Here is a 19,266-nt window from a genome sequence, read left to right as displayed (position 1 = left end):
AGCCCGTGCGGGAGGGGGGCTCCCGCATGTAACAACCAGGAGACGCTATGAAGAAGCAAGCTTCCGATATGAGTCGCCGTCAACTGCTGAAAACCTTAGCAATTGGCAGTGCAGCTGGTGCAGTGGCTACCGTAAGTGGTCAGGCATTGGCTTCTACTGACAACGCCGAAGTGACAGCAAAACAAGCTGACGGTTACCGTGAAACCGAGCATATCCGCAGTTACTACGACAGTTTGCGTAGTAAATGATAAAAAGGAGTGTGTGATGCGATTAACTCGTAAAACTGACCAAGCACCAGTTGCAGCTGAAAAGCCATCACTGGGGCTTAACCGTCGTCAGTTCCTCAAATCAGCAGGCTTAGCAACCGGTGGTATCGCCGCTGCTTCAATGCTGGGTGCAGGAATGATGCGTCGGGCTGAAGCGACTGAAGTGCCACATGATGCACCAATCGAAGTAAAACGTACTATCTGTTCTCACTGTTCTGTTGGCTGTGGTATTTATGCTGAAGTTCAGAATGGCGTGTGGACCGGTCAAGAGCCAGCATTTGACCATCCTTTCAACCGTGGTGGACACTGTGCTAAAGGTGCTTCGCTGCGTGAAATCGGACATGGTGGTAAACGCAACAAGTACCCAATGAAACTCGAAGGCGGCAAGTGGAAACGCTTGAGCTGGGAACAAGCGATTAACGAAATCGGCGACAAGATGCTGAAAATTCGTGAAGAGTCTGGTCCTGATTCTGTGTACTTCATGGGTAGCGCCAAGTTCTCTAACGAACAATCATATCTTTACCGTAAGTTAGCCGCGATGTGGGGCACCAACAACGTCGACCACTCTGCGCGTATTTGTCACTCTACCACTGTAGCCGGTGTAGCAAACACTTGGGGTTACGGTGCGCAAACCAACTCATTTAACGACATGCACAACTCTAAGTTGATGTTGTTCGTGGGTTCTAACCCGAGTGAAGCTCACCCAGTGGCTATGCAGCACATTCTGGAAGGTAAAGAGCGCGGTGCCAAAGTTATTGTGGTTGATCCACGTTTCACCCGTACTGCAGCGAAAGCTGACGAGTACGTGCATATCCGTCCTGGTACCGACATTCCTTTCATCTACGGTCTGCTGTGGCACATTTTTGAAAATGGTTGGGAAGACAAGAGCTTCATTCAATCACGTGTTTACGGTATGGAACGCATTCGCGAAGAAGTGGCCAAGTACACCCCTGAAGAGGTGGAAAACGTTGCTGGCGTGAAGAAAGAGCAGATGTACCGCGTAGCGAAAATGTTGAACGAACACAAACCTGGCACCATCGTTTGGTGTATGGGTGGTACTCAGCACCACGTAGGTAATGCGAACACCCGTTCATACTGTATCCTGCAGTTGGCACTGGGTAACATGGGCGTTGTGGGCGGCGGTACTAACATTTTCCGTGGTCACGATAACGTACAGGGCGCAACCGACTTCGGTCTGCTGTTCGATAACCTGCCTGGTTACTATGGCCTGACATCAGGCGCTTGGGGCCACTGGTCTCGCGTGTGGCAACTGGATCCAGAATGGGTTAATGGCCGTTTCGACCAAGGTGAATACCTCGGCAAGAAACCACAAACCTCACCTGGTATTCCATGCTCTCGTTGGCATGACGGTGTACTGGAAGATAAAGAAAAGATTGCACAGAAAGACAATATCCGTTTGGCGTTCTTCTGGGGTCAGTCTGTTAACACCGAAACCCGTGGTCGTGAAGTGCGTGAAGCACTGAACAAGATGGACACCGTTGTTGTGGTCGATCCACACCCAACCATGGCGGCGATCATGCCACAGCGTCAAGATGGCATCTATATCCTGCCAGCCTGTACTCAATTTGAAACCTATGGTTCTGTAACTGCGTCTAACCGTTCTCTGCAATGGCGTGACAAAGTGATTGAACCGCACTTCGAATCTTTGCCAGACCATACCATCATGTATAAGTTGGCGAAGAAATGGGGCGTCGACAAAGAGATGTTCAAGAACATCAAAGTCAACGGTGATGAGCCATTGGTTGAAGATGTTACCCGCGAATTCAACCGCGGTATGTGGACTATCGGTTACACAGGTCAAAGCCCTGAACGTCTGAAAATGCACCAACAAAACTGGGGCACTTTCGACTTCGATTCTCTGGAAGCCCCAGGCGGCCCAGCGAAAGGTGAAACCTATGGTCTGCCTTGGCCATGTTGGGGTACTCCTGAGATGAAACATCCAGGTACCCAAATTCTGTATCGTACTGACCGTGAAGTTCGCTTCGGTGGTGGTAACTTCCGTGCTCGTTATGGTGTAGAACACAATGGCACTAACATTTTGGCCGAAGGTTCTTTCTCTAAAGGCAGTGAAATTAAAGACGGTTATCCAGAATTTACCGACCAGATGCTGAAGCAACTTGGCTGGTGGGATGACCTGACTGCTGAAGAAAAAACGGCGGCTGAAGGTAAAAACTGGAAAACTGACTTGTCAGGTGGTATCCAGCGTGTTGCGATTGCACACGGCTGTATCCCATTCGGTAATGCGAAAGCACGTTGTGTGGTGTGGAACTTCCCAGATGATATTCCATTGCACCGCGAGCCTTTGTACACACCTCGTCGTGACTTGGTGAGCAAGTATCCGACCTATGAAGACCGCATGGTTCATCGTCTGCCTACCCTGTATAAATCAATTCAGGATCAGGACTTCTCTAAAGACTTCCCATTAGTACTGACTTCTGGTCGTCTGGTGGAATACGAAGGTGGTGGTGAAGAGACCCGTTCTAACCCATGGTTGGCTGAACTGCAGCAAGAGATGTTCATCGAACTGAACCCTGCTGACGCAGCAGATCGTGGCTTACGTGACGGTGACAATGTGTGGGTTCATGGTCCGGAAGGCGCCAAAATCAAGGTTAAGGCAATGGTCACTCCTCGCGTTATCGCGGGTGAATGTTTCATGCCTTATCACTTCGCCGGTATTTTTGAAGGCGAAAGCCTGGTAGGTAAATATCCTGAAGGCACTGTGCCTTACATTCAGGGTGAATCTGCCAATACCGTACTGACTTACGGCTACGACGTGGTGACACAGATGCAGGAAACTAAATCCTCGCTGTGCCAAATCACTAAAGCATAACCGACTTGATGAGGAGATAAGCCACTATGGCAGTCATGAAATTCTTATGTGACACCAAGCGCTGCATCGAGTGTAACGGTTGTGTCACTGCCTGTAAAAACGAAAACGACTCCGCTCTTGAGTGGGGTATCCAGCGTCGCCGCGTGGTGACCATCAATGATGGTAAACCGGGTGAAGCTTCAATCTCTGTAGCCTGTATGCACTGTACAGATGCACCTTGTATGGCGGTTTGCCCAGCAGACTGTTTCTACCGTACTGAGGAAGGCATCGTACTGCATAACAAAAATACCTGTATTGGTTGTGGTTACTGCTTCTACGCTTGTCCTTTCGGTGCACCTCAGTTCCCGAAAAAGACTGCGTTCGGCAGCCGCGGCAAGATGGACAAATGTACCTTCTGTGCTGGCGGTCCAGAGGAGAACTTCTCTGAGCGTGAACATAAGATGTACGGTGCTAACCGTATCGCTGAAGGTAAATTGCCTATGTGTGCTGAGCTTTGCTCAACTAAGGCGTTGCTGGCAGGTGATGCGGAAGTGGTATCAGGCATCTATCGTGAACGTATGGCACGCCGCGGTAACCCAAACACCATTTGGGGCTACAACCCACAAACGGGTGATATCAACTAAAGAGTGAACCAAAGCGGGGCAACCCGCTTTGATGAGGAGTGACTATGCTAATTAAATCACTGCGCAGTCTGTTTGCTCTCATGGTGTTGGTATTCGGGTTAGGGTTGGCTGGCACCAGCGCTATGGCAGCGGATGAACAATCCAGTCGCCAGCAGGCAACAGCACAAACCAGCGAAGCTGATCTGTGGCGTGCGGTAAAAGCCGGTGAATCTGGCTATACCACCGCTAAGGGCGTTGAAACTGGCGTTTTGATTAACGTTGTCGGCGAACAAGGACGCGAAGTGCGCAACAAATACATGACCCCAATTATGGCGATTGCCGTAGTGGGAGTATTTGCTGCGTTTCTGTTGTTCTACTTCGTAAACGGACCATCAAGATTGCATCACGGATTTTCCGGCAAGATGGTGTTTCGTTGGAGTAAAGCGGACTTGATCATCCACTGGTGTGTGGCAATCAGCTGTTTAACACTGATTTTCACAGGCCTCAACATCATGCTCGGCAAACATGTATTGCAGCCTTATGTAGGCGGCGATTTGTGGGCGGCATTGATCTACGGTTCCAAAACTATCCACGACTGGGTAGGACCATTCTTTATTGTCTCTTGGGCAGTATTAGTGGTGAAATGGTTGCCAGATCAAATGCTTAAAAGCTATGACTTCAAGTGGTTCCTGACCGTGGGCGGTTATTTCAATATCGGCCCATTGAAAGGTAAACACCCTGACTCAGGCTTTGCTAACGCCGGTGAGAAAATGTGGTTCTGGACCTTGGCAATTTTCGGTCTGTTCATCGGTATTTCCGGTGTGATGATGGTACTGCCAACTCTGGATCTACCACGTGAAGCGTCGATGGCGGCGTTGTTGGTACACGGTATCAGTGCAACCTTGATTATCGCGTTCACCATTGTCCATATTTGGATGGCAACTGCGCTCAGTGAAGGTGGTATGGAGTGTATGGTTTCCGGTTATTGTGATGAAAACTGGGCAATGCAACACCACAACCTTTGGTACGACGAAATCAAAGCAAACGGTACGTTAAAATACCGCCAAGATTGAGACTAAAATCGTCTTGATGACAAACACCCCAGCCGCGTCTGGGGTGTTTTATTTTTAAGCAAAATCAAGTGCATTAAAGTTACATAACTCTCTGAGTTTTTGTGCAGTCAAGCGCACTATTCATGCGTCAGTTAACGCTTTTGAAAATCCTTTGAGAATGCGTTCTACAAAGCTGTTTTAGATCAATATTTCCCGCGCGGCTTCCCTCTATATTCCACCGGCCTAAATTAAGAATTTAGTTGTTACTTTTTAAGCAACTTCCCTTAATGGTCTGCAGTTGTATTAAGACCAACCTCATCTTTCTACAAATGCGGTTATACACACTCAATTTTGCCCAACCTTGGGCAGCTGTAAATCAGGAGTAGTAATGACCCAATCTAAGCCAGATCTGAGCCGCCGTTCACTGCTGAAAGCATTGACTGCGGGTTCAGTTGCTAGTGCAGCGGTTGCCGCTACCGGCGTATCAGCTAACGACACTAAGCCAACTGAAGAACATTCAGTTAAAGCAAACGGATATCGTGAAACCGAGCATGTCCGTCACTATTACAACAGCCTGCGTTAATCCAGGAGATATAAGCGATGAAGTTAACTCGCACTTCCTCTGTCGCCGCTAAGGCCGACAAGCCGACTCTGGGGATCAGTCGTCGCCAGTTCATGAAAAATGCCGGGGTTACTGCCGGTGGTATCGCTGCAGCCTCATTTTTAGGCACAGGCATGATGCGTCGTGCTGAAGCGAAAGATGTTCCACACGATGCACCAATTGAAATAAAACGTACTGTATGTAGTGCTTGTGCGGTAGGTTGCGGTTTGTACGCTGAAGTACAAAACGGTGTTTGGACAGGTCAAGAACCCGCATTCGATCACCCATTCAACCAAGGCGGTCACTGTGCTAAAGGCGCTGCATTGCGTGAGCACGGCCATGGTGAAAAACGCGTTAAATATCCAATGAAGCTTGTTGATGGCAAGTGGAAACGCATCTCTTGGGAAACCGCGATTGAAGAAGTCGGCGACCAGATGCTCAAGATTCGCCAAGAGTCAGGTCCAGATTCTCTGTACTTCATGGGTAGTGCCAAGTTCTCTAATGAAGGCTGCTACATGTACCGTAAATTTGCGGCCATGTGGGGTACTAACAACGTCGACCACTCAGCTCGTATCTGTCACTCTACCACGGTAGCCGGTGTAGCAAACACTTGGGGTTACGGTGCGCAAACTAACTCGTTCAACGATATCCAAAACACTAAGGCGATCTTCTTCATCGGTGCAAACCCTGCTGAAGCTCACCCAGTGGCTATGCAGCACATCCTGCTGGCAAAAGAGCGTAACAACGCCAAGATCATCGTAATCGATCCACGTTTCTCTCGTACTGCAGCACACTCAGATCTGCACGTTGCTATCCGTCCAGGTACTGACATTCCGTTTATCTACGGTATGTTGTGGCACATTTTCGAAAACGGTTGGGAAGATAAAACCTTTATCGAACAACGTGTTTTCGCTATGGATGAGATCCGCAAAGAAGCCGCTAAGTTCCCACCAAAAGAAGTGGCGAACATCTGTGGTATCAGCGAAGAATCTATCTATCAAACCGCTAAGCTGTTTGCAGACAACCGTCCTGGCACTGTAGTTTGGTGTATGGGTGGTACTCAGCACCACGTTGGTAACGCCAACACTCGTGCATACTGTATTCTGCAGTTGGCCCTGGGCAACATGGGTAAACAAGGTGGCGGTACTAACATTTTCCGTGGTCACGATAACGTACAGGGCGCAACCGACTTAGGTCTGCTGTTCGATACGCTGCCTGGCTACTATGGTCTGACAACTGCTGCGTGGAAACACTGGTCACACGTGTGGGATCTGGACTTCGACTGGGTACAAAACCGTTTCGATAACGGCGAATACTTAGAGCGCGTGCCAATGAACACCCCAGGTATTCCATGTTCACGTTGGCATGACGGCGTGCTGGAAGGCAAAGCCAAACTGGCACAACGCGACAACATCCGTATGGCATTTTTCTGGGGTCAATCAGTGAACACTGAAACCCGTCAACGTGATGTACGTGATGCACTGGACAAGATGGACACAGTGGTTGTTGTTGACCCAGCACCAACTATGGCTGGTGTGATGCATCGCCGTAAAAACGGTGTTTACCTGCTGCCAGCATGTACTCAGTTTGAATCACGTGGTTCGCTGTCTAACTCTGGCCGTTCTATCCAATGGCGTGAACAAGTTATCGAACCATTGTTCGAATCTAAAAACGACTTGGAAATCATGTACATGTTGGCCAAAAAATTGGGCTTCGACAAAGAGTACACCAAGCGTATCCAACTGGATGAAAAAGGCATTCCATTAGTGGAAGACGTGACTCGCGAAATCAACCGCGGCATGTGGACCATTGGTATGAGTGGTCAAAGTCCAGAGCGTATCAAACAACACACCATGAACTGGGGTTCATTCAGCAACAAGACATTGGAAGCTGAAGGCGGCCCATGCAAAGGCGAAACCTATGGTCTGCCTTGGCCATGTTGGGGCACTCCAGAGCAGAAACACCCTGGTACGCAAATTCTGTATAACACAAGCAAACACGTACTGCAGGGCGGTGGTAACTTCCGTGCCCGTTACGGCGTTGAATACAATGGTCAAAACATTCTGGCCAACGGTTCGTACTCTGTAGGTTCTGAAATCCAAGACGGTTACCCAGAATTCACCGACAAGTTGCTCAAGCAACTGGGCTGGTGGGACGACCTGACTGCGGAAGAAAAAGCAGAAGCAGAAGGCCGTAACTGGAAGACTGACTTGTCAGGTGGTATCCAACGTGTGGCGATGAAGCACGGTTGTATTCCATTCGGTAACGCTAAAGCGCGTTGTATCGTATGGACCTTCCCTGACCAAATTCCAGTACACCGTGAGCCGCTGTACACCCCACGTCGTGACTTGGTTGAGAAATACCCAACCTATGAAGACCGTCAAGTACATCGTCTGCCTACTCTGTACAAGTCAATCCAACAACAGGATATGACTGGCAAGTACCCACTGGCACTGACCTCTGGTCGTCTGGTTGAGTACGAAGGTGGTGGTGAAGAATCACGTTCTAACCCATGGTTGGCAGAACTGCAGCAAAACATGTTTGTAGAAATGCACCCTGCAGACGCTGCAGACCGTGGCATCCGTAACGGCGACAAAGTGTGGCTGGAAGGTGCTGAAGGTGGCCGCGTATTGGTTGATGCGATGGTAACTCCACGCGTGAAACAAGGCGTAACTTGGATGCCATACCACTTCGCTGGTGTGATGCATGGTGAAAGCTTAGAGCCTAACTACCCAGAAGGTACCGTACCTTACGTGTTAGGCGAATCAGCGAACACCGCATTGACCTACGGTTATGACCCAGTAACTCAGATGCAGGAAACCAAGTCCTCTCTGTGTCAAATCGTCAAAGCCTAATTGCAGCGTTGTGAAGGAGAAATTCCAAAATGGCAACTATGAAATTTTTATGTGATAGCAAGCGCTGCATCGAATGTAACGGCTGTGTCACTGCCTGTAAAAACGAAAACGATGAAGCCCTGGAATGGGGTATTCAACGCCGCCGCGTTGTGACCATTAATGATGGTGAACGTGGTGAAGCTTCAATCTCTGTTGCGTGTATGCATTGTTCAGATGCACCTTGCATGGCTGTGTGCCCAGCAGATTGCTTCTATCGCACCGAAGACGGTGTGATCCTGCACAACAAAGACAAGTGTATCGGTTGTGGTTACTGCTTATACGCCTGCCCATTTGGTGCACCGCAGTTTAAGAAAAATGGCGCCTTCGGCAGCCGTGGCAAGATGGACAAATGTACCTTCTGCTCTGGCGGTCCTGAAGAAAACCATTCAGAAGCTGAACGCGCTAAGTACGGTTCAAACCGTATCGCTGAAGGCAAACTGCCAATGTGTGCTGAGTTGTGTGCGACTAAGGCCCTGTTAGCTGGCGACGCAGAAGTTGTATCGAACATCTTCCGTGAACGCGTAGCTTACCGTGGTGCTGATAACGCCGCTTGGAAGTAATCTGCGACAACAACCAGCCTGCGTTGCGGGCTGGTGAGCGAGGTTTTATATGAACAAATTGTTCACCCGTATCGGGTTAGCCTTTGTGTTGTTGTTCAGCGCATTGAGCTTTGCAGCCGATAAACCTGCGCCAGAGCAACCGGTAGACAACGGTTTGTTATGGGCGCAGTTAAAAGATGGTGCTACGGGCTACACCACCTCACAAAGTGAGTTTCACGCCATGCCGATCAACAGCTATGATCTGCGCGTGTTGGAACTGCGGAGTGACTGGTTAGCGCCAGGGCTGACAGCCGCGTTGTTTGGCATGATCGTCATCTTCGCCCTGTTTATCATGGTTAACGGTATCTCCAAATTGCATCACGGTTTTTCCGGCAAAATGGTTCATCGTTGGTCGAAGTTCGACATCTCCATTCACTGGTTAGGTGCGATCCCTTGCTTAACGTTGATCCTCACCGGGTTAACCTTGTTGGCGGGCCGTTTCTTCCTGCAACCCTTTGTGAGTGAAGGTTTTTGGGCGAGCTTTGTCAGTATTGGTAAGCAGATCCACAACATCATGGCCTTCCCATTTATGTTGGGTTGGTTGCTGATGACCGTGTTGTGGGCGAAAAACCAAATGCCAAAAATGTACGACGTGAAGTGGTTCTTGGTCGTGGGTGGTTACATCAACTTTGGTCCATTCAAAGGTAAACACCCAGACGCTGGTTTCGCCAACGCCGGTGAGAAAATGTGGTTCTGGACCTTCGCCTTGTTTGGCTTAGTGATTTCAGCATCAGGTTTGCTGCTGATTTTCCCTAACTTGTTCGAACCAAGCCGTACCCTGAGCCTTATCTCATTGGTACTGCACAGCATCAGCGCCATCATCATTTGTGCCTTCTCCATCGTGCACATCTTCATGGCGACTGTGATGTCAGAAGGTGGTATGGATTGTATGATCTCTGGCTACTGTGATGAGAACTGGGCAACCCAGCACCACAACCTGTGGTACGACGAAATCAAAGCTAACGGCACGCTGAAATATCGTGACTAAGGCTTAATTGACCGAAAAAACCGCACTAAAGGTGCGGTTTTTTTATAGCTAATACAGGATGTTAAATTAAAGTAACTTAAGTACATTATAATTCGCTAAAACATGACCGGCTTAACAAATTGTCATCTCCAATCTTGCTAGGCGCCTTAATCTCTAGCAAGTTCACATTTTCTCAGCGCCTGAGGCTGTAGCCTTAACAGCCATAAAAGCTGCCTTGGATAATCGTTAATTTCGCGCGGTATTTAAGGATTATTGCCACCCAGACAGGAAACCCTATGTCATCCGTTATTGAAAGCCTAGATCGTCAATTGGTTCTCCCTTACCAAGCGAACATTACCACACCGGATTGGATGTTACGCGCGATGGAAAAGGTGATGCATTACTATGTTGATAAGAATCTGCGCTTGGATACGCTGTCAGCGGAAATCATGCCAGCACCACAGCCGGGCAAAAAGTACATGTTGTATGCCCATGTGCCGTTCTGTCATACCCTGTGCTCCTACTGCACCTTCCACCGTTTCCTGTTTAAAGAAGACAAGGCGCGTCGCTACTTTGTCGCGCTGCGCAAAGAGATGGACATGGTCAAAGCCTTAGGTTATGACTTTGAATCTATGTACATCGGTGGCGGCACCACCACAGTGCTCGAAGATGAATTAGCACGTACCATCGAGCACGCTAAAACCCTGTTCCCATCGATCAAAGAAGTGTCGTGCGAATCCGATCCACAACACCTCGACAGCCCTGGCTTTAAACAGCTCAAAGGCTTGGTTGACCGGATGTCGATTGGGGTACAAAGCTTTAACGACGACATTTTGAAAATGACCGAACGCCTAGAAAAATTCGGCTCTGGTCAGCAAACCTTCGACAAGATCATGGCGGCCAAAGAGCTGTTCCCGATCATCAACGTCGACCTGATTTTTGGTTTCCGTGGTCAAACCGATGAAGTGATTCAACACGACTTGAACATGGCATCTAAGCTCGACCCACGGCAGATCACCACCTATCCATTGATGGTGACCCACCAAACCCGTAAAAGCGTTAAAGCTAACTTGGCCGCACCGCATCACGATATGGCCAACCAATATCGCATGATTTTGAATACTCTGAACGGCCAATATAACCAGCTGTCAGCGTGGGCGTTTGGTAAAGCAAACGATGAAGGTTTTGACGAATACGTGATTGATTATGATGAATATTTGGGCGTTGGCTCAGGTTCTTTCAGCTTTTTAAATGATACCTTGTACGTTAACACCTTCTCATTGCGCCGTTACGAAGACCGTATCATCAACGGCAAAATGGGCGTTGAGCAACAGAAGAACTACAGCAAGAAAGATGTGATGCAATATCGCTTCCTGCTGGGTATGTTCTCTGGCCGTTTGAACCGCAAGTATTTCCGCGATACCTTTGGGGTGAACTTGGATACTGCGCTGTTCAAAGAGATGACCTCAATGAAGATGATCGGTGCCATCAAAAATGACCCAAGCAATCCCGATGAGCTGATTGTGACCGACAACGGTAAGATGATGGGCTTGTTGATGATGAAAGAATTCTACGCAGGTATGGACAACGTGCGTGCGCAATTGCGTAAGCCACTGAAACAGTGTGATATGTAACGATTTTTAAGGCGCCGTCTGGCGTTGGGGGCGTAAGCCGGGAAGGGAGTAAAGCGGGTGCTTTGCTCCCTTTTTTGTTGGTTGCAGATTGGGTTGGGCAATCTGCGTTTGTGGGAGTTATACCAAGCTGCCGCTTGGTTAGTTCGGTATCGCTGCGCGATGGCAAGCTGCGGTTGCTAGAGCTGAGGCTGGCGCCTTGCAAACTTCGTTTGCTAAAAAATTATGGCTGCGCCATACCAAGCTGCCGCTTGGTTAGTTCGGTATCGCTGCGCGATGGCAAGCTGCGGTTGCTAGAGCTGAGGCTGGCGCCTTGCAAACTTCGTTTGCTAAAAAATTATGGCTGCGCCATACCAAGCTGCGCTTGGTTAGTTCGCTATCGCTGCGCGATGGCAACCTACGGTTGCGAAAGTCGTGAAACTACTCGTTCCACACCAGAGCCAAGGGGCGATGCTCGTCCCTCGCCCCTTGGAACCCCGACGACGCCCCACGGCGCTAATCGCTACGGCGCTTCTGGTTTGTCATTTTCGCAAATCGCTCTGATTCGCGGTCCCTCGCTCACCATCGCTTCTCGGAATCCATTCCTCGATTGCTCAATGCCTGCCCAACGCACCTACGCAGCGCCGAAGGGGAATCGGTGTTGCCTGATGGTTTCATGGAAACTGTCTATGGACAAAAGCTTGCTCGAACGTCGACTTTATCAGGTGAATTTCGGATAAAAATTTCTATGGGTTAACGCCTTGCTCACCGGAAAATTAGGAGCGCAGCGAGTAATTTTTCCGTGTGCAGCAAATTGTTAGGCTACAAGCCGATGACCCTGTTCCAATCTGCTATATACATATATATGCGGTTGAACTCACTTGGAAGAAGCATTCGATTGTGCGCAATGAAATTTCGTGATTTTTCCAGTTCTTCCATCCGCTGCTTCAGCCAATGCTGCGAAGGCATGATATCTTCAAAGAAAGACCACTTTTCGATAATTATCGCTGCTAACATCCCAAAATCTACGAAACCTAGAAGATCTTCCTTTTCACCTTCCAGCCACGAATCTTTAAACGCAGTTTCTTGCCTAGATTGAGCATGTCCTTTAACTTTGTTAGGTAATTTTTCCCACCAATCCACACCTTCGTTTTCCTCTAGTGTTGATCTGATCAAAGATCTGACTTCATTCTCGAAGCAGTGTAATAAAGCATATAGCCTTGCCATTTCTATTGCATTATTACGACGACTAATACTGAAAGGCGCAATTTGTTCAGCCAATAGCTTTTCATCTGCAGCTGATAAATCAGCACCAATTTGAATCCCAGCCTTCTGAAAGCTAGTTGCTTCAGATTCAAACATCAGACCCCGAAACAAAAAGTCTCGCAAATCCTTCTTATAGCTATCCAAGCAAATGCTCCTTCAGGGATTTGAATATTGAGTTATATACCTCAATGTCTTTTGTGGCTGGAAGATGAATCTGTATATTGTAATGTAAGCTCGGTTGAACACCAGACACAGGAACTTGCAATACTGATTCTGGTTGAGCTTGTGTGGCTGTCTTGTCTTCATCACCAACTTCTAGAGTTTTTTCAACTTTCGCTGTAGCTTTTGGTGAATGATCAATATCTGAAATTGCAAGTAACCCAAAAAAGGTTTTTGCCATTAGCTCTGCGGGCCGATCTTTAGCATTGTGGGTACTCTTGAATTTCCCTTCAATAAGATTTTTATCAGCATCTTTCGGGTGTGACTTTATAAGAAACAAGTCAGAATAAGCTTCTTTAACTGCCTCTCCCATGATTTGACGAGATTGTGATTTATCCCTGTAATCATGATATCTATTGGTTGGCGCACCTCCGGGGGTCAAAAAACCTAGTGCCTTGAGAATCGGAATAAACGCTCGATGGTTTGTTGAGGCAAAACCAATGTCTTTAAGGTGTTGCTGAGTAAATGTTGAAGGCGCTTGTCCTTCCTGAATTTTTTGGAAAAATTCAGAAATTTGTCCGTAGACTTGCGTGTATACACTTGGAAGTGCCATACATTCTCCTTAATTAATTGAATAGCCTAACATTTTATTCGTGCGCATGCGCGTTTATCACGTTAGACCAATGAAAACTGGCACAGTTAACTATCAGTATGTAATGAACTTATCAGCGTTTTTCTAAATTCACCATCCGGAAAAACGCGCATGCGCGTTTCCCAAACCTATTATCTACCCCATAGGTTTTATAATTTCATGATTTTAATGATATTTATTAATATTGGAATGTGAAAACGCGCACGAAGTTGGGATTAAAATCGTCATGATTTCAATATGACTGTATGCCCGTCCAGCTTTTAGGCATTGCATGGAGTTGCAATATTTGAGTTGTATAGAGACAAATGTCATAGCGAACGGCGGGTGCAGCGATGCCCCACGCTACTGAGTAGCGTTAGGGGGTATCGGTTTTGTGGGGATGTCTCACGAAAGTTTCCGTGTTAGCAATGGCAGTGGGTGAGCTGCATGCTGGTTATCAATGGCATGGCATGTGCCACGCAAAGATGGGGTGGTGGGACCTAGTTGTGCTGCGTAAAGAACTTTTCTGCTTTGGCAAATAGACTGTCACAGAGCCGTTGTTGCTGTAGTTGCTCGTCAGAACCATCATCCATCGAATCTAACAAAGTCTTCGCTTCTTGATATTCTTTAACCATAGATTCAAATTTTTCTTCATGGTTATTTTTACGCGCTTTGCTTTGATTTACATTTCGCATCTTTTTCATTATAAGCCTCTTAAATAAAAGCTATCAAAATAATATATTAGAAAATTTAGCTCAGTAGTTAATGCTGCTAAATTTGATATTTAACATTTAATTTGATAGTGGATTAAGCATTGGCGGACTAATTATAAAGTTAGGCTAAAAAATAAATGCCATAAATTCCTACATCACATCTAAGAAAATGTGATGCAAGAATATATTGGAAATGGTCACTTATGCGGCGGCGACGTTTGTCGCTTGTGGGCCTTTGGCGCCAGCTTCTACCGTAAACGATACTTTTTGACCATCAGTTAAGGTTTTAAAACCTTCTGAAATGATAGACTTAAAGTGAACAAATAGGTCGGCGCCACCGTTGTCAGGTGAGATAAAACCAAAGCCTTTTGATTCGTTAAACCATTTTACTGAACCAGTCATTTTTGTAGACATATATACCTCGTTAATTATTAAAGAGTCGAAAACTGAGGCTATAAAATGGAATATAAAGAAAAAGTGACTGCCGGAGTTGAATAACGAAATATATCGAAAGAAAACTATAAGAAGACTTGGACTAAATTTTTCATCAATAGCTCATGTTTTTGAGCTGAGTGCACTATACAGTGTTTGGTAGAAATAGATAGCACTATTTACGTAATTAAAATAATTCGATTCAAATAATTTTTAATTTAGCGTCATTTTAAGATGTTATGCGTGGTGTGTATGGCCGTGTGTGAACTCACATGTCTCCATGGGTGACTGCTATTGCTGGGCTAGATAAACTTGAATCTGAGCGTCATCGCCCATACTCAGATAAGTAGGCCGCAATTTGAAAAGTCACCTAGTGTGATTGATAAATCCCACCATTCAGGAGATCCGTATGTCGAGTCAGTTTCACTTTTATCAGCCCAAGCAAGATCATGGCTTGCTGCATAATCCGCTGAAGTCGATTATTGCGCCGCGGCCGATTGGGTGGATTTCTAGTTGTAATGCAGCCGGTGTGGCGAACCTTGCACCTTATAGTTTTTTCAACGTGTTTGCCGATTCGCCGCCGATCATTGGCTTTTGCAGCTCGGGTTGGAAAGACAGTGTGGCCAATATTGAGCAGACGGGGGAGTTTTGCTGGAATCTGGCCACTAAGCCATTGGCACAGCAGATGAATATTAGCTGTGCAGATGTGGCGAATACGGTGGATGAGTTTGAGTTAGCGGGGCTTGCAAAAGCGCCGTCGCAGTTGGTTAACGTACCGCGGGTGGCCGCGAGTCCTGCATCGTTTGAGTGTAAGCTGACCCAGTTGATTCGGTTGGAAACTGCCGATAAGCAACTTATGGATAACTGGTTGGTACTCGGTGAGGTGGTGGGCGTGCATATTGATAAAACCTTTATCAAAGATGGCGTGTATCAAACTATTGCTGCAGAACCGATATTGCGTGCCGGTGGGCCGACCAGCTATTTTGGTGTGAGCGCCGAGACTGAGTTTCACATGACGCGGCCATCGATACGTGATATCGCACCTTAGGAGAAAGTTATGGCATCGGGTTGGGCACAAGATGGTGCCGATTTGCAGCAGATAGAAAGCACGGTGGAAGATGGTGTGAGCCGTGTACGGCAGGCGATCCCCAAAGGTGAAAGCCTGCGTGAATGCGAAGAGTGTGGCGAGCCTATTCCTGAAGCGCGGCGGCAGGCGATGGCGGGTGTGCGCTTGTGTCTCAATTGCCAAGCGGAACAAGACAAACATGCGGCGCGTTTTGCGGGTTACAATCGCCGCGGCTCTAAAGACAGTCAGTTACGCTAATCTTATTGATGGTGAGCCTTGGTTATTTGTGGGCTTATGCTGTTTTCACTGAATGTAAAAGGCCAGCACGTGGCTGACCTCTCGAATAAAGTACACGTTAATTAACGCTCACTTCTCCGGCGATATCGCGATAACTCACCTCGCCTGAGCCTGACTCGGTAATATTGAGCGCGTTGGCATGGGTAACACTGATGCCACCTGAGCCATCATGAATGGTCACTTTGCCGGCCACTTGGCTGACCTCAATCGAACCGGAACCATCATCAATCTTCACATCGCCAGCGCAGTCGCGAATGGTGATACTGCCGGAGCCATCTTCGAGTGCGATATTGCCGCTGATATTGCGCAACTCAATGCTGCCGGAACCATCGAGGATAACTAAGTTATTGCCGCCATCGATGTGCAAACTGCCAGAGCCGTCATCAATCTTCATATCGCTGTGCATGTTCTTGATGGCGATGGCGCCAGAGCCATCGTCTACAGAGAGGGTCATTTCAGCCGGTACGGTCAGTACTACATCTATGTAAGGCGATTTGCCCCAGCTAACATTGCCATTAAACTGCGCGACGAAATGTGCCTTACCCTGTTCGAGCTGCAAGCTTAATTCCGGTTCTGCATCTGTGCTGCGATAGATGTCTGCTTCAACCTGAATCTCTTTTTGCCCTTCCACGCCGATAATTCGCAGGTCGCCTGCGCCCGTTTCAGCATGCAGTGCCTTAATTTGGCTGGCATCTAACACCAAGCTGCGGTGTTCGTGTTCAAGGGCGTGTGCGTTAAAGCCCCAACCTGCCATCAGTAATGCTGCGCCAGAGAGCGCCAGTAATGTGTTGTTGTGCATTGTGTTGATCCTTTATTAGCTGAGCGCACCCAGCGATTCCTAAAAACTTACTCATCACATAGCGAATAGCATGCCAAAAAATTACATCAATTATATCAATGTGTTGTGGTTTTAGTGTGTTACGATGACTCAAGCAGTTAGTGAATTCCACCCAATGTTGGTCAATTTAGCATTTGTCACAGTGCAGATTAATTAATCAACTTAGTCGAATAGTGGCGCTTGTTAGCGTTGCAGCGACTAAACTAATCAAGATAATGTGGGGAATAGCGAAATCGCTAATGCAGAATCGCAGAACACGGATGTAGCGAGGGGTTAAGCATGCAACAACGGCTGGATAAAAATCCGGATCTTTTACATCAGCATTGGTGGCGTGGCACGCTCACCTACATTTTAGCGCTGGTCATTATCGCCCTACTTGCATTGTTATCTCATTATTTGGTGCAGAGCATTGTCGATCAGCAAGAATCGACGGCTCGAGTGGTGAATATTGCCGGGCGGCAGCGAATGTTGTCGCAGCGGATCACCCTGTTTGCCAGTGAACTGCGTCAAACCCGAACTGAAGAATTACACGGTGCTGAGCTGGCTTCCTACTATGATGCGATAAGTACCATGAGTACGATGCATTACGCCTTAATGAACGGTGCCAGTTCGCTCAATATCCCCACGCCAAGCTCTAATGCAATTAAAGCGATGTTTAACCAGCCCCCGACGAATCTGCATCAAAAGGTGACGGAATTTCTCGTCTTAGCTGAGCGAGTCGTAGATGCTTCATTGGACATGTCGCAACGAAACGAAGCATATAAGCAGCTTCGGCAAGCGGCGCGGGCCGAAATGCTACAGTCGCTTGATGCAGTCGTGTTGCAGTTTCAACGAGAAAGTGAAGCGGCAATTTCGCAGTTGCAACGTTATAACCGTCTTTCACTCGGCGGTATGTTGCTGACCCTGTTAATCGAGGCCTTGTTTATCTTTCGTCCGCTGCTGTTGTCACTCTATCGTCGTGAGCAGGAATATCACGCATTGCTGGCGGATATGGATGAGGAGATTGCTGAGCAGATCCAGTTCCAAACCTTCAATGATCCGCTAACTCATCTACCCAATCGGTTGTCTATACTCGAAAAAATCCAATCTTACATAGAGTTAGCTCAGCATAATCATTCTCAAGTCATTGTGATTTACATCGGCGTTGACCGTTTCAAAGACATTAACGATAGCCTTGGGCATGATCAGGGCGATCTGTTTTTAGTGGATTTGGGGGAACGTTTGGCAAACGTCGCGGAGTCTAATCGTGGCACTGTGGCGCGGATGGCGAGCGATGAATTTGCCATTGTGCTTGAACAAGATGACGAGAAACTGGAGTTAGTGCAGTTGATGCATCAGTTATCAAAATCGATTTCGCAGCCATATGAGCATAATGAACGTGTTTTGCAGGTAACCGCTTCGCTCGGGTTAGCGGTTTACGCCAATGATGGTGAAGACGCCAATACGCTAGTGATGCATGCCAACCACGCGATGCGTATCGCCAAAGAGGATGGCGGCAGCTGTTTTCGCTTCTTCCAGCCTGCCATGACAATTAAGATGACCCGCAGAATTCAGTTAGAACATGAACTGCGTCAAGCGCTAAATGCCGAAGGTCAGTTGATGTTGTTCTATCAACCCAAAGTGTCGTTAAAAACCGGCGAGATTATTGGGGTGGAAGCGCTCATACGTTGGCGGCATCCTGAAGAGGGTATGTTGTCACCGGCGGAGTTTATTCCCATTGCCGAGGATTCAGGGCTGATTGTAGAGCTTGGCGATTGGGTGTTGGTACAAGCCATGTGGCAGCTCAGAGAGTGGCAAAAGCAAGATATCTACCTTGAAATGGCGATTAACGTGTCGGTAAAACAGCTGATGCGGCGCAATATCAGTGATCGCTTGCTGGCGTTGGCGGAGCAGATGGATATTGAACCGCGCTATGTGCAGATTGAGATTACCGAAAGCAACATCATGGACAATATGAGCCAAATTATGGGGCAATTGGTCGATATCGAGAAAAATGGCTTTGTCTTGGCGATTGATGACTTTGGCACTGGCCATTCGAGCTTGGCACGGCTGCGCGATCTGCCCTTCAAAGTGCTTAAAATTGACCGCTCATTTGTAATGAACGCGGTAACCGATGCGAAAGATCAGCAGCTAGTGGCGGCGATTGTCGATATTGGTCATTCACTCAATAAAACCGTAATCGCCGAAGGGGTCGAAACCACTGAGCAGCAAAAGTTGCTGCAAAGCTTGGGCTGTGAAGAGGGGCAAGGGTATCTCTACGCCAAACCCAATTCGGCCAAACAGCTTGCCAGCATGCTGCAACAACGCAAAATTGCCCTCGAGCCCCGTTAGTCCATTCGGCGTAGTATTCGCGTATTTCATCGCAAGCAGATCAACAAAAAGCGCACTCAAGGTGCGCTTTTGTCGGTGTTGGTTTCGCCCA

17 protein-coding genes are annotated in these 19,266 nt (G+C 47.7%); 12 read left to right on the top strand and 5 right to left on the bottom strand.

The window, feature by feature from the left end; genetic code table 11:
* The first annotated feature begins 47 nt into the window (after positions 1–47).
* The 9 genes from JYB87_RS17945 (at position 48) to JYB87_RS17905 (ending at position 11,466) form a co-directional block, all read left to right on the top strand.
* Complete coding sequence (locus JYB87_RS17945; protein WP_207354784.1) at positions 48–248, top strand: twin-arginine translocation signal domain-containing protein; 201 nt, start codon at positions 48–50, stop codon at positions 246–248.
* A 16-nt stretch (positions 249–264) separates the two neighbouring features.
* Positions 265–3,117 (top strand): molybdopterin-dependent oxidoreductase, encoded by a 2,853-nt coding sequence (locus JYB87_RS17940; protein ID WP_207354783.1) that lies wholly within the window; start codon positions 265–267, stop codon positions 3,115–3,117.
* Between the two features lie 26 nt (positions 3,118–3,143).
* A complete protein-coding gene (fdh3B, locus tag JYB87_RS17935; RefSeq protein ID WP_207354782.1) occupies positions 3,144–3,740 on the top strand; it encodes a formate dehydrogenase FDH3 subunit beta in 597 nt (198 codons plus the stop codon).
* A gap of 44 nt (positions 3,741–3,784) precedes the next feature.
* The gene (locus JYB87_RS17930) at positions 3,785–4,792 is read left to right on the top strand and encodes a formate dehydrogenase subunit gamma (RefSeq protein ID WP_207354781.1); all 1,008 of its coding nucleotides are present in this window, start codon (positions 3,785–3,787) and stop codon (positions 4,790–4,792) included.
* A 367-nt stretch (positions 4,793–5,159) separates the two neighbouring features.
* On the top strand, positions 5,160–5,354 hold the full coding sequence (locus tag JYB87_RS17925; protein ID WP_207354780.1) for a formate dehydrogenase: 195 nt from the start codon (positions 5,160–5,162) through the stop codon (positions 5,352–5,354).
* 17 nt (positions 5,355–5,371) lie between these two features.
* A complete protein-coding gene (locus tag JYB87_RS17920; RefSeq protein ID WP_207354779.1) occupies positions 5,372–8,227 on the top strand; it encodes a formate dehydrogenase subunit alpha in 2,856 nt (951 codons plus the stop codon).
* Between the two features lie 29 nt (positions 8,228–8,256).
* Positions 8,257–8,826 (top strand): formate dehydrogenase FDH3 subunit beta, encoded by a 570-nt coding sequence (gene fdh3B, locus JYB87_RS17915; RefSeq protein WP_207354778.1) that lies wholly within the window; start codon positions 8,257–8,259, stop codon positions 8,824–8,826.
* 49 nt (positions 8,827–8,875) lie between these two features.
* Positions 8,876–9,853 (top strand): formate dehydrogenase subunit gamma, encoded by a 978-nt coding sequence (locus JYB87_RS17910; protein ID WP_207354777.1) that lies wholly within the window; start codon positions 8,876–8,878, stop codon positions 9,851–9,853.
* A gap of 275 nt (positions 9,854–10,128) precedes the next feature.
* Complete coding sequence (locus JYB87_RS17905) at positions 10,129–11,466, top strand: coproporphyrinogen III oxidase family protein (protein ID WP_207354776.1); 1,338 nt, start codon at positions 10,129–10,131, stop codon at positions 11,464–11,466.
* A 798-nt stretch (positions 11,467–12,264) separates the two neighbouring features.
* Here the strand turns inward: JYB87_RS17905 and JYB87_RS17900 are convergent.
* From JYB87_RS17900 to JYB87_RS17885, 4 genes are all read right to left on the bottom strand, one after another.
* Complete coding sequence (locus tag JYB87_RS17900) at positions 12,265–12,852, bottom strand: Swt1 family HEPN domain-containing protein (RefSeq protein ID WP_207354775.1); 588 nt, start codon at positions 12,850–12,852, stop codon at positions 12,265–12,267.
* The gene (locus tag JYB87_RS17895; protein WP_207354774.1) at positions 12,845–13,480 is read right to left on the bottom strand and encodes a DUF5343 domain-containing protein; all 636 of its coding nucleotides are present in this window, start codon (positions 13,478–13,480) and stop codon (positions 12,845–12,847) included. The genes JYB87_RS17900 and JYB87_RS17895 overlap by 8 nt, the downstream gene beginning before the upstream one ends.
* Before the next feature lie 518 nt (positions 13,481–13,998).
* A complete protein-coding gene (locus JYB87_RS17890; protein ID WP_207354773.1) occupies positions 13,999–14,202 on the bottom strand; it encodes a hypothetical protein in 204 nt (67 codons plus the stop codon).
* A 210-nt stretch (positions 14,203–14,412) separates the two neighbouring features.
* Complete coding sequence (locus JYB87_RS17885; RefSeq protein ID WP_207354772.1) at positions 14,413–14,625, bottom strand: cold-shock protein; 213 nt, start codon at positions 14,623–14,625, stop codon at positions 14,413–14,415.
* 427 nt (positions 14,626–15,052) lie between these two features.
* On the opposite strand from JYB87_RS17885, the gene JYB87_RS17880 reads away from it, so the two are divergent.
* Entirely contained in the window at positions 15,053–15,691 is a 639-nt protein-coding gene (locus JYB87_RS17880; protein ID WP_207354771.1) for a flavin reductase family protein, read from the top strand.
* A gap of 9 nt (positions 15,692–15,700) precedes the next feature.
* Positions 15,701–15,967, top strand: coding sequence for a DksA/TraR family C4-type zinc finger protein (locus JYB87_RS17875; protein ID WP_207354770.1), 267 nt, complete (start codon positions 15,701–15,703; stop codon positions 15,965–15,967).
* 97 nt (positions 15,968–16,064) lie between these two features.
* Here JYB87_RS17875 and JYB87_RS17870 read toward each other — a convergent pair whose 3' ends face one another.
* Positions 16,065–16,805, bottom strand: coding sequence for a DUF4097 family beta strand repeat-containing protein (locus JYB87_RS17870; protein WP_207354769.1), 741 nt, complete (start codon positions 16,803–16,805; stop codon positions 16,065–16,067).
* A 318-nt stretch (positions 16,806–17,123) separates the two neighbouring features.
* Between JYB87_RS17870 and JYB87_RS17865 the strand changes: the two genes are divergently transcribed.
* Entirely contained in the window at positions 17,124–19,175 is a 2,052-nt protein-coding gene (locus JYB87_RS17865) for an EAL domain-containing protein (protein ID WP_207354768.1), read from the top strand.
* Positions 19,176–19,266: the final 91 nt, after the last annotated feature.

The sequence above is a fragment of the Shewanella avicenniae genome (assembly GCF_017354945.1).
GTDB classification, from domain to species: Bacteria; Pseudomonadota; Gammaproteobacteria; order Enterobacterales; family Shewanellaceae; genus Shewanella; species Shewanella avicenniae.
The sequence above is the reverse complement of the archived record's forward strand: the minus strand, read 5'-3'. Positions and strand labels throughout refer to the sequence as shown.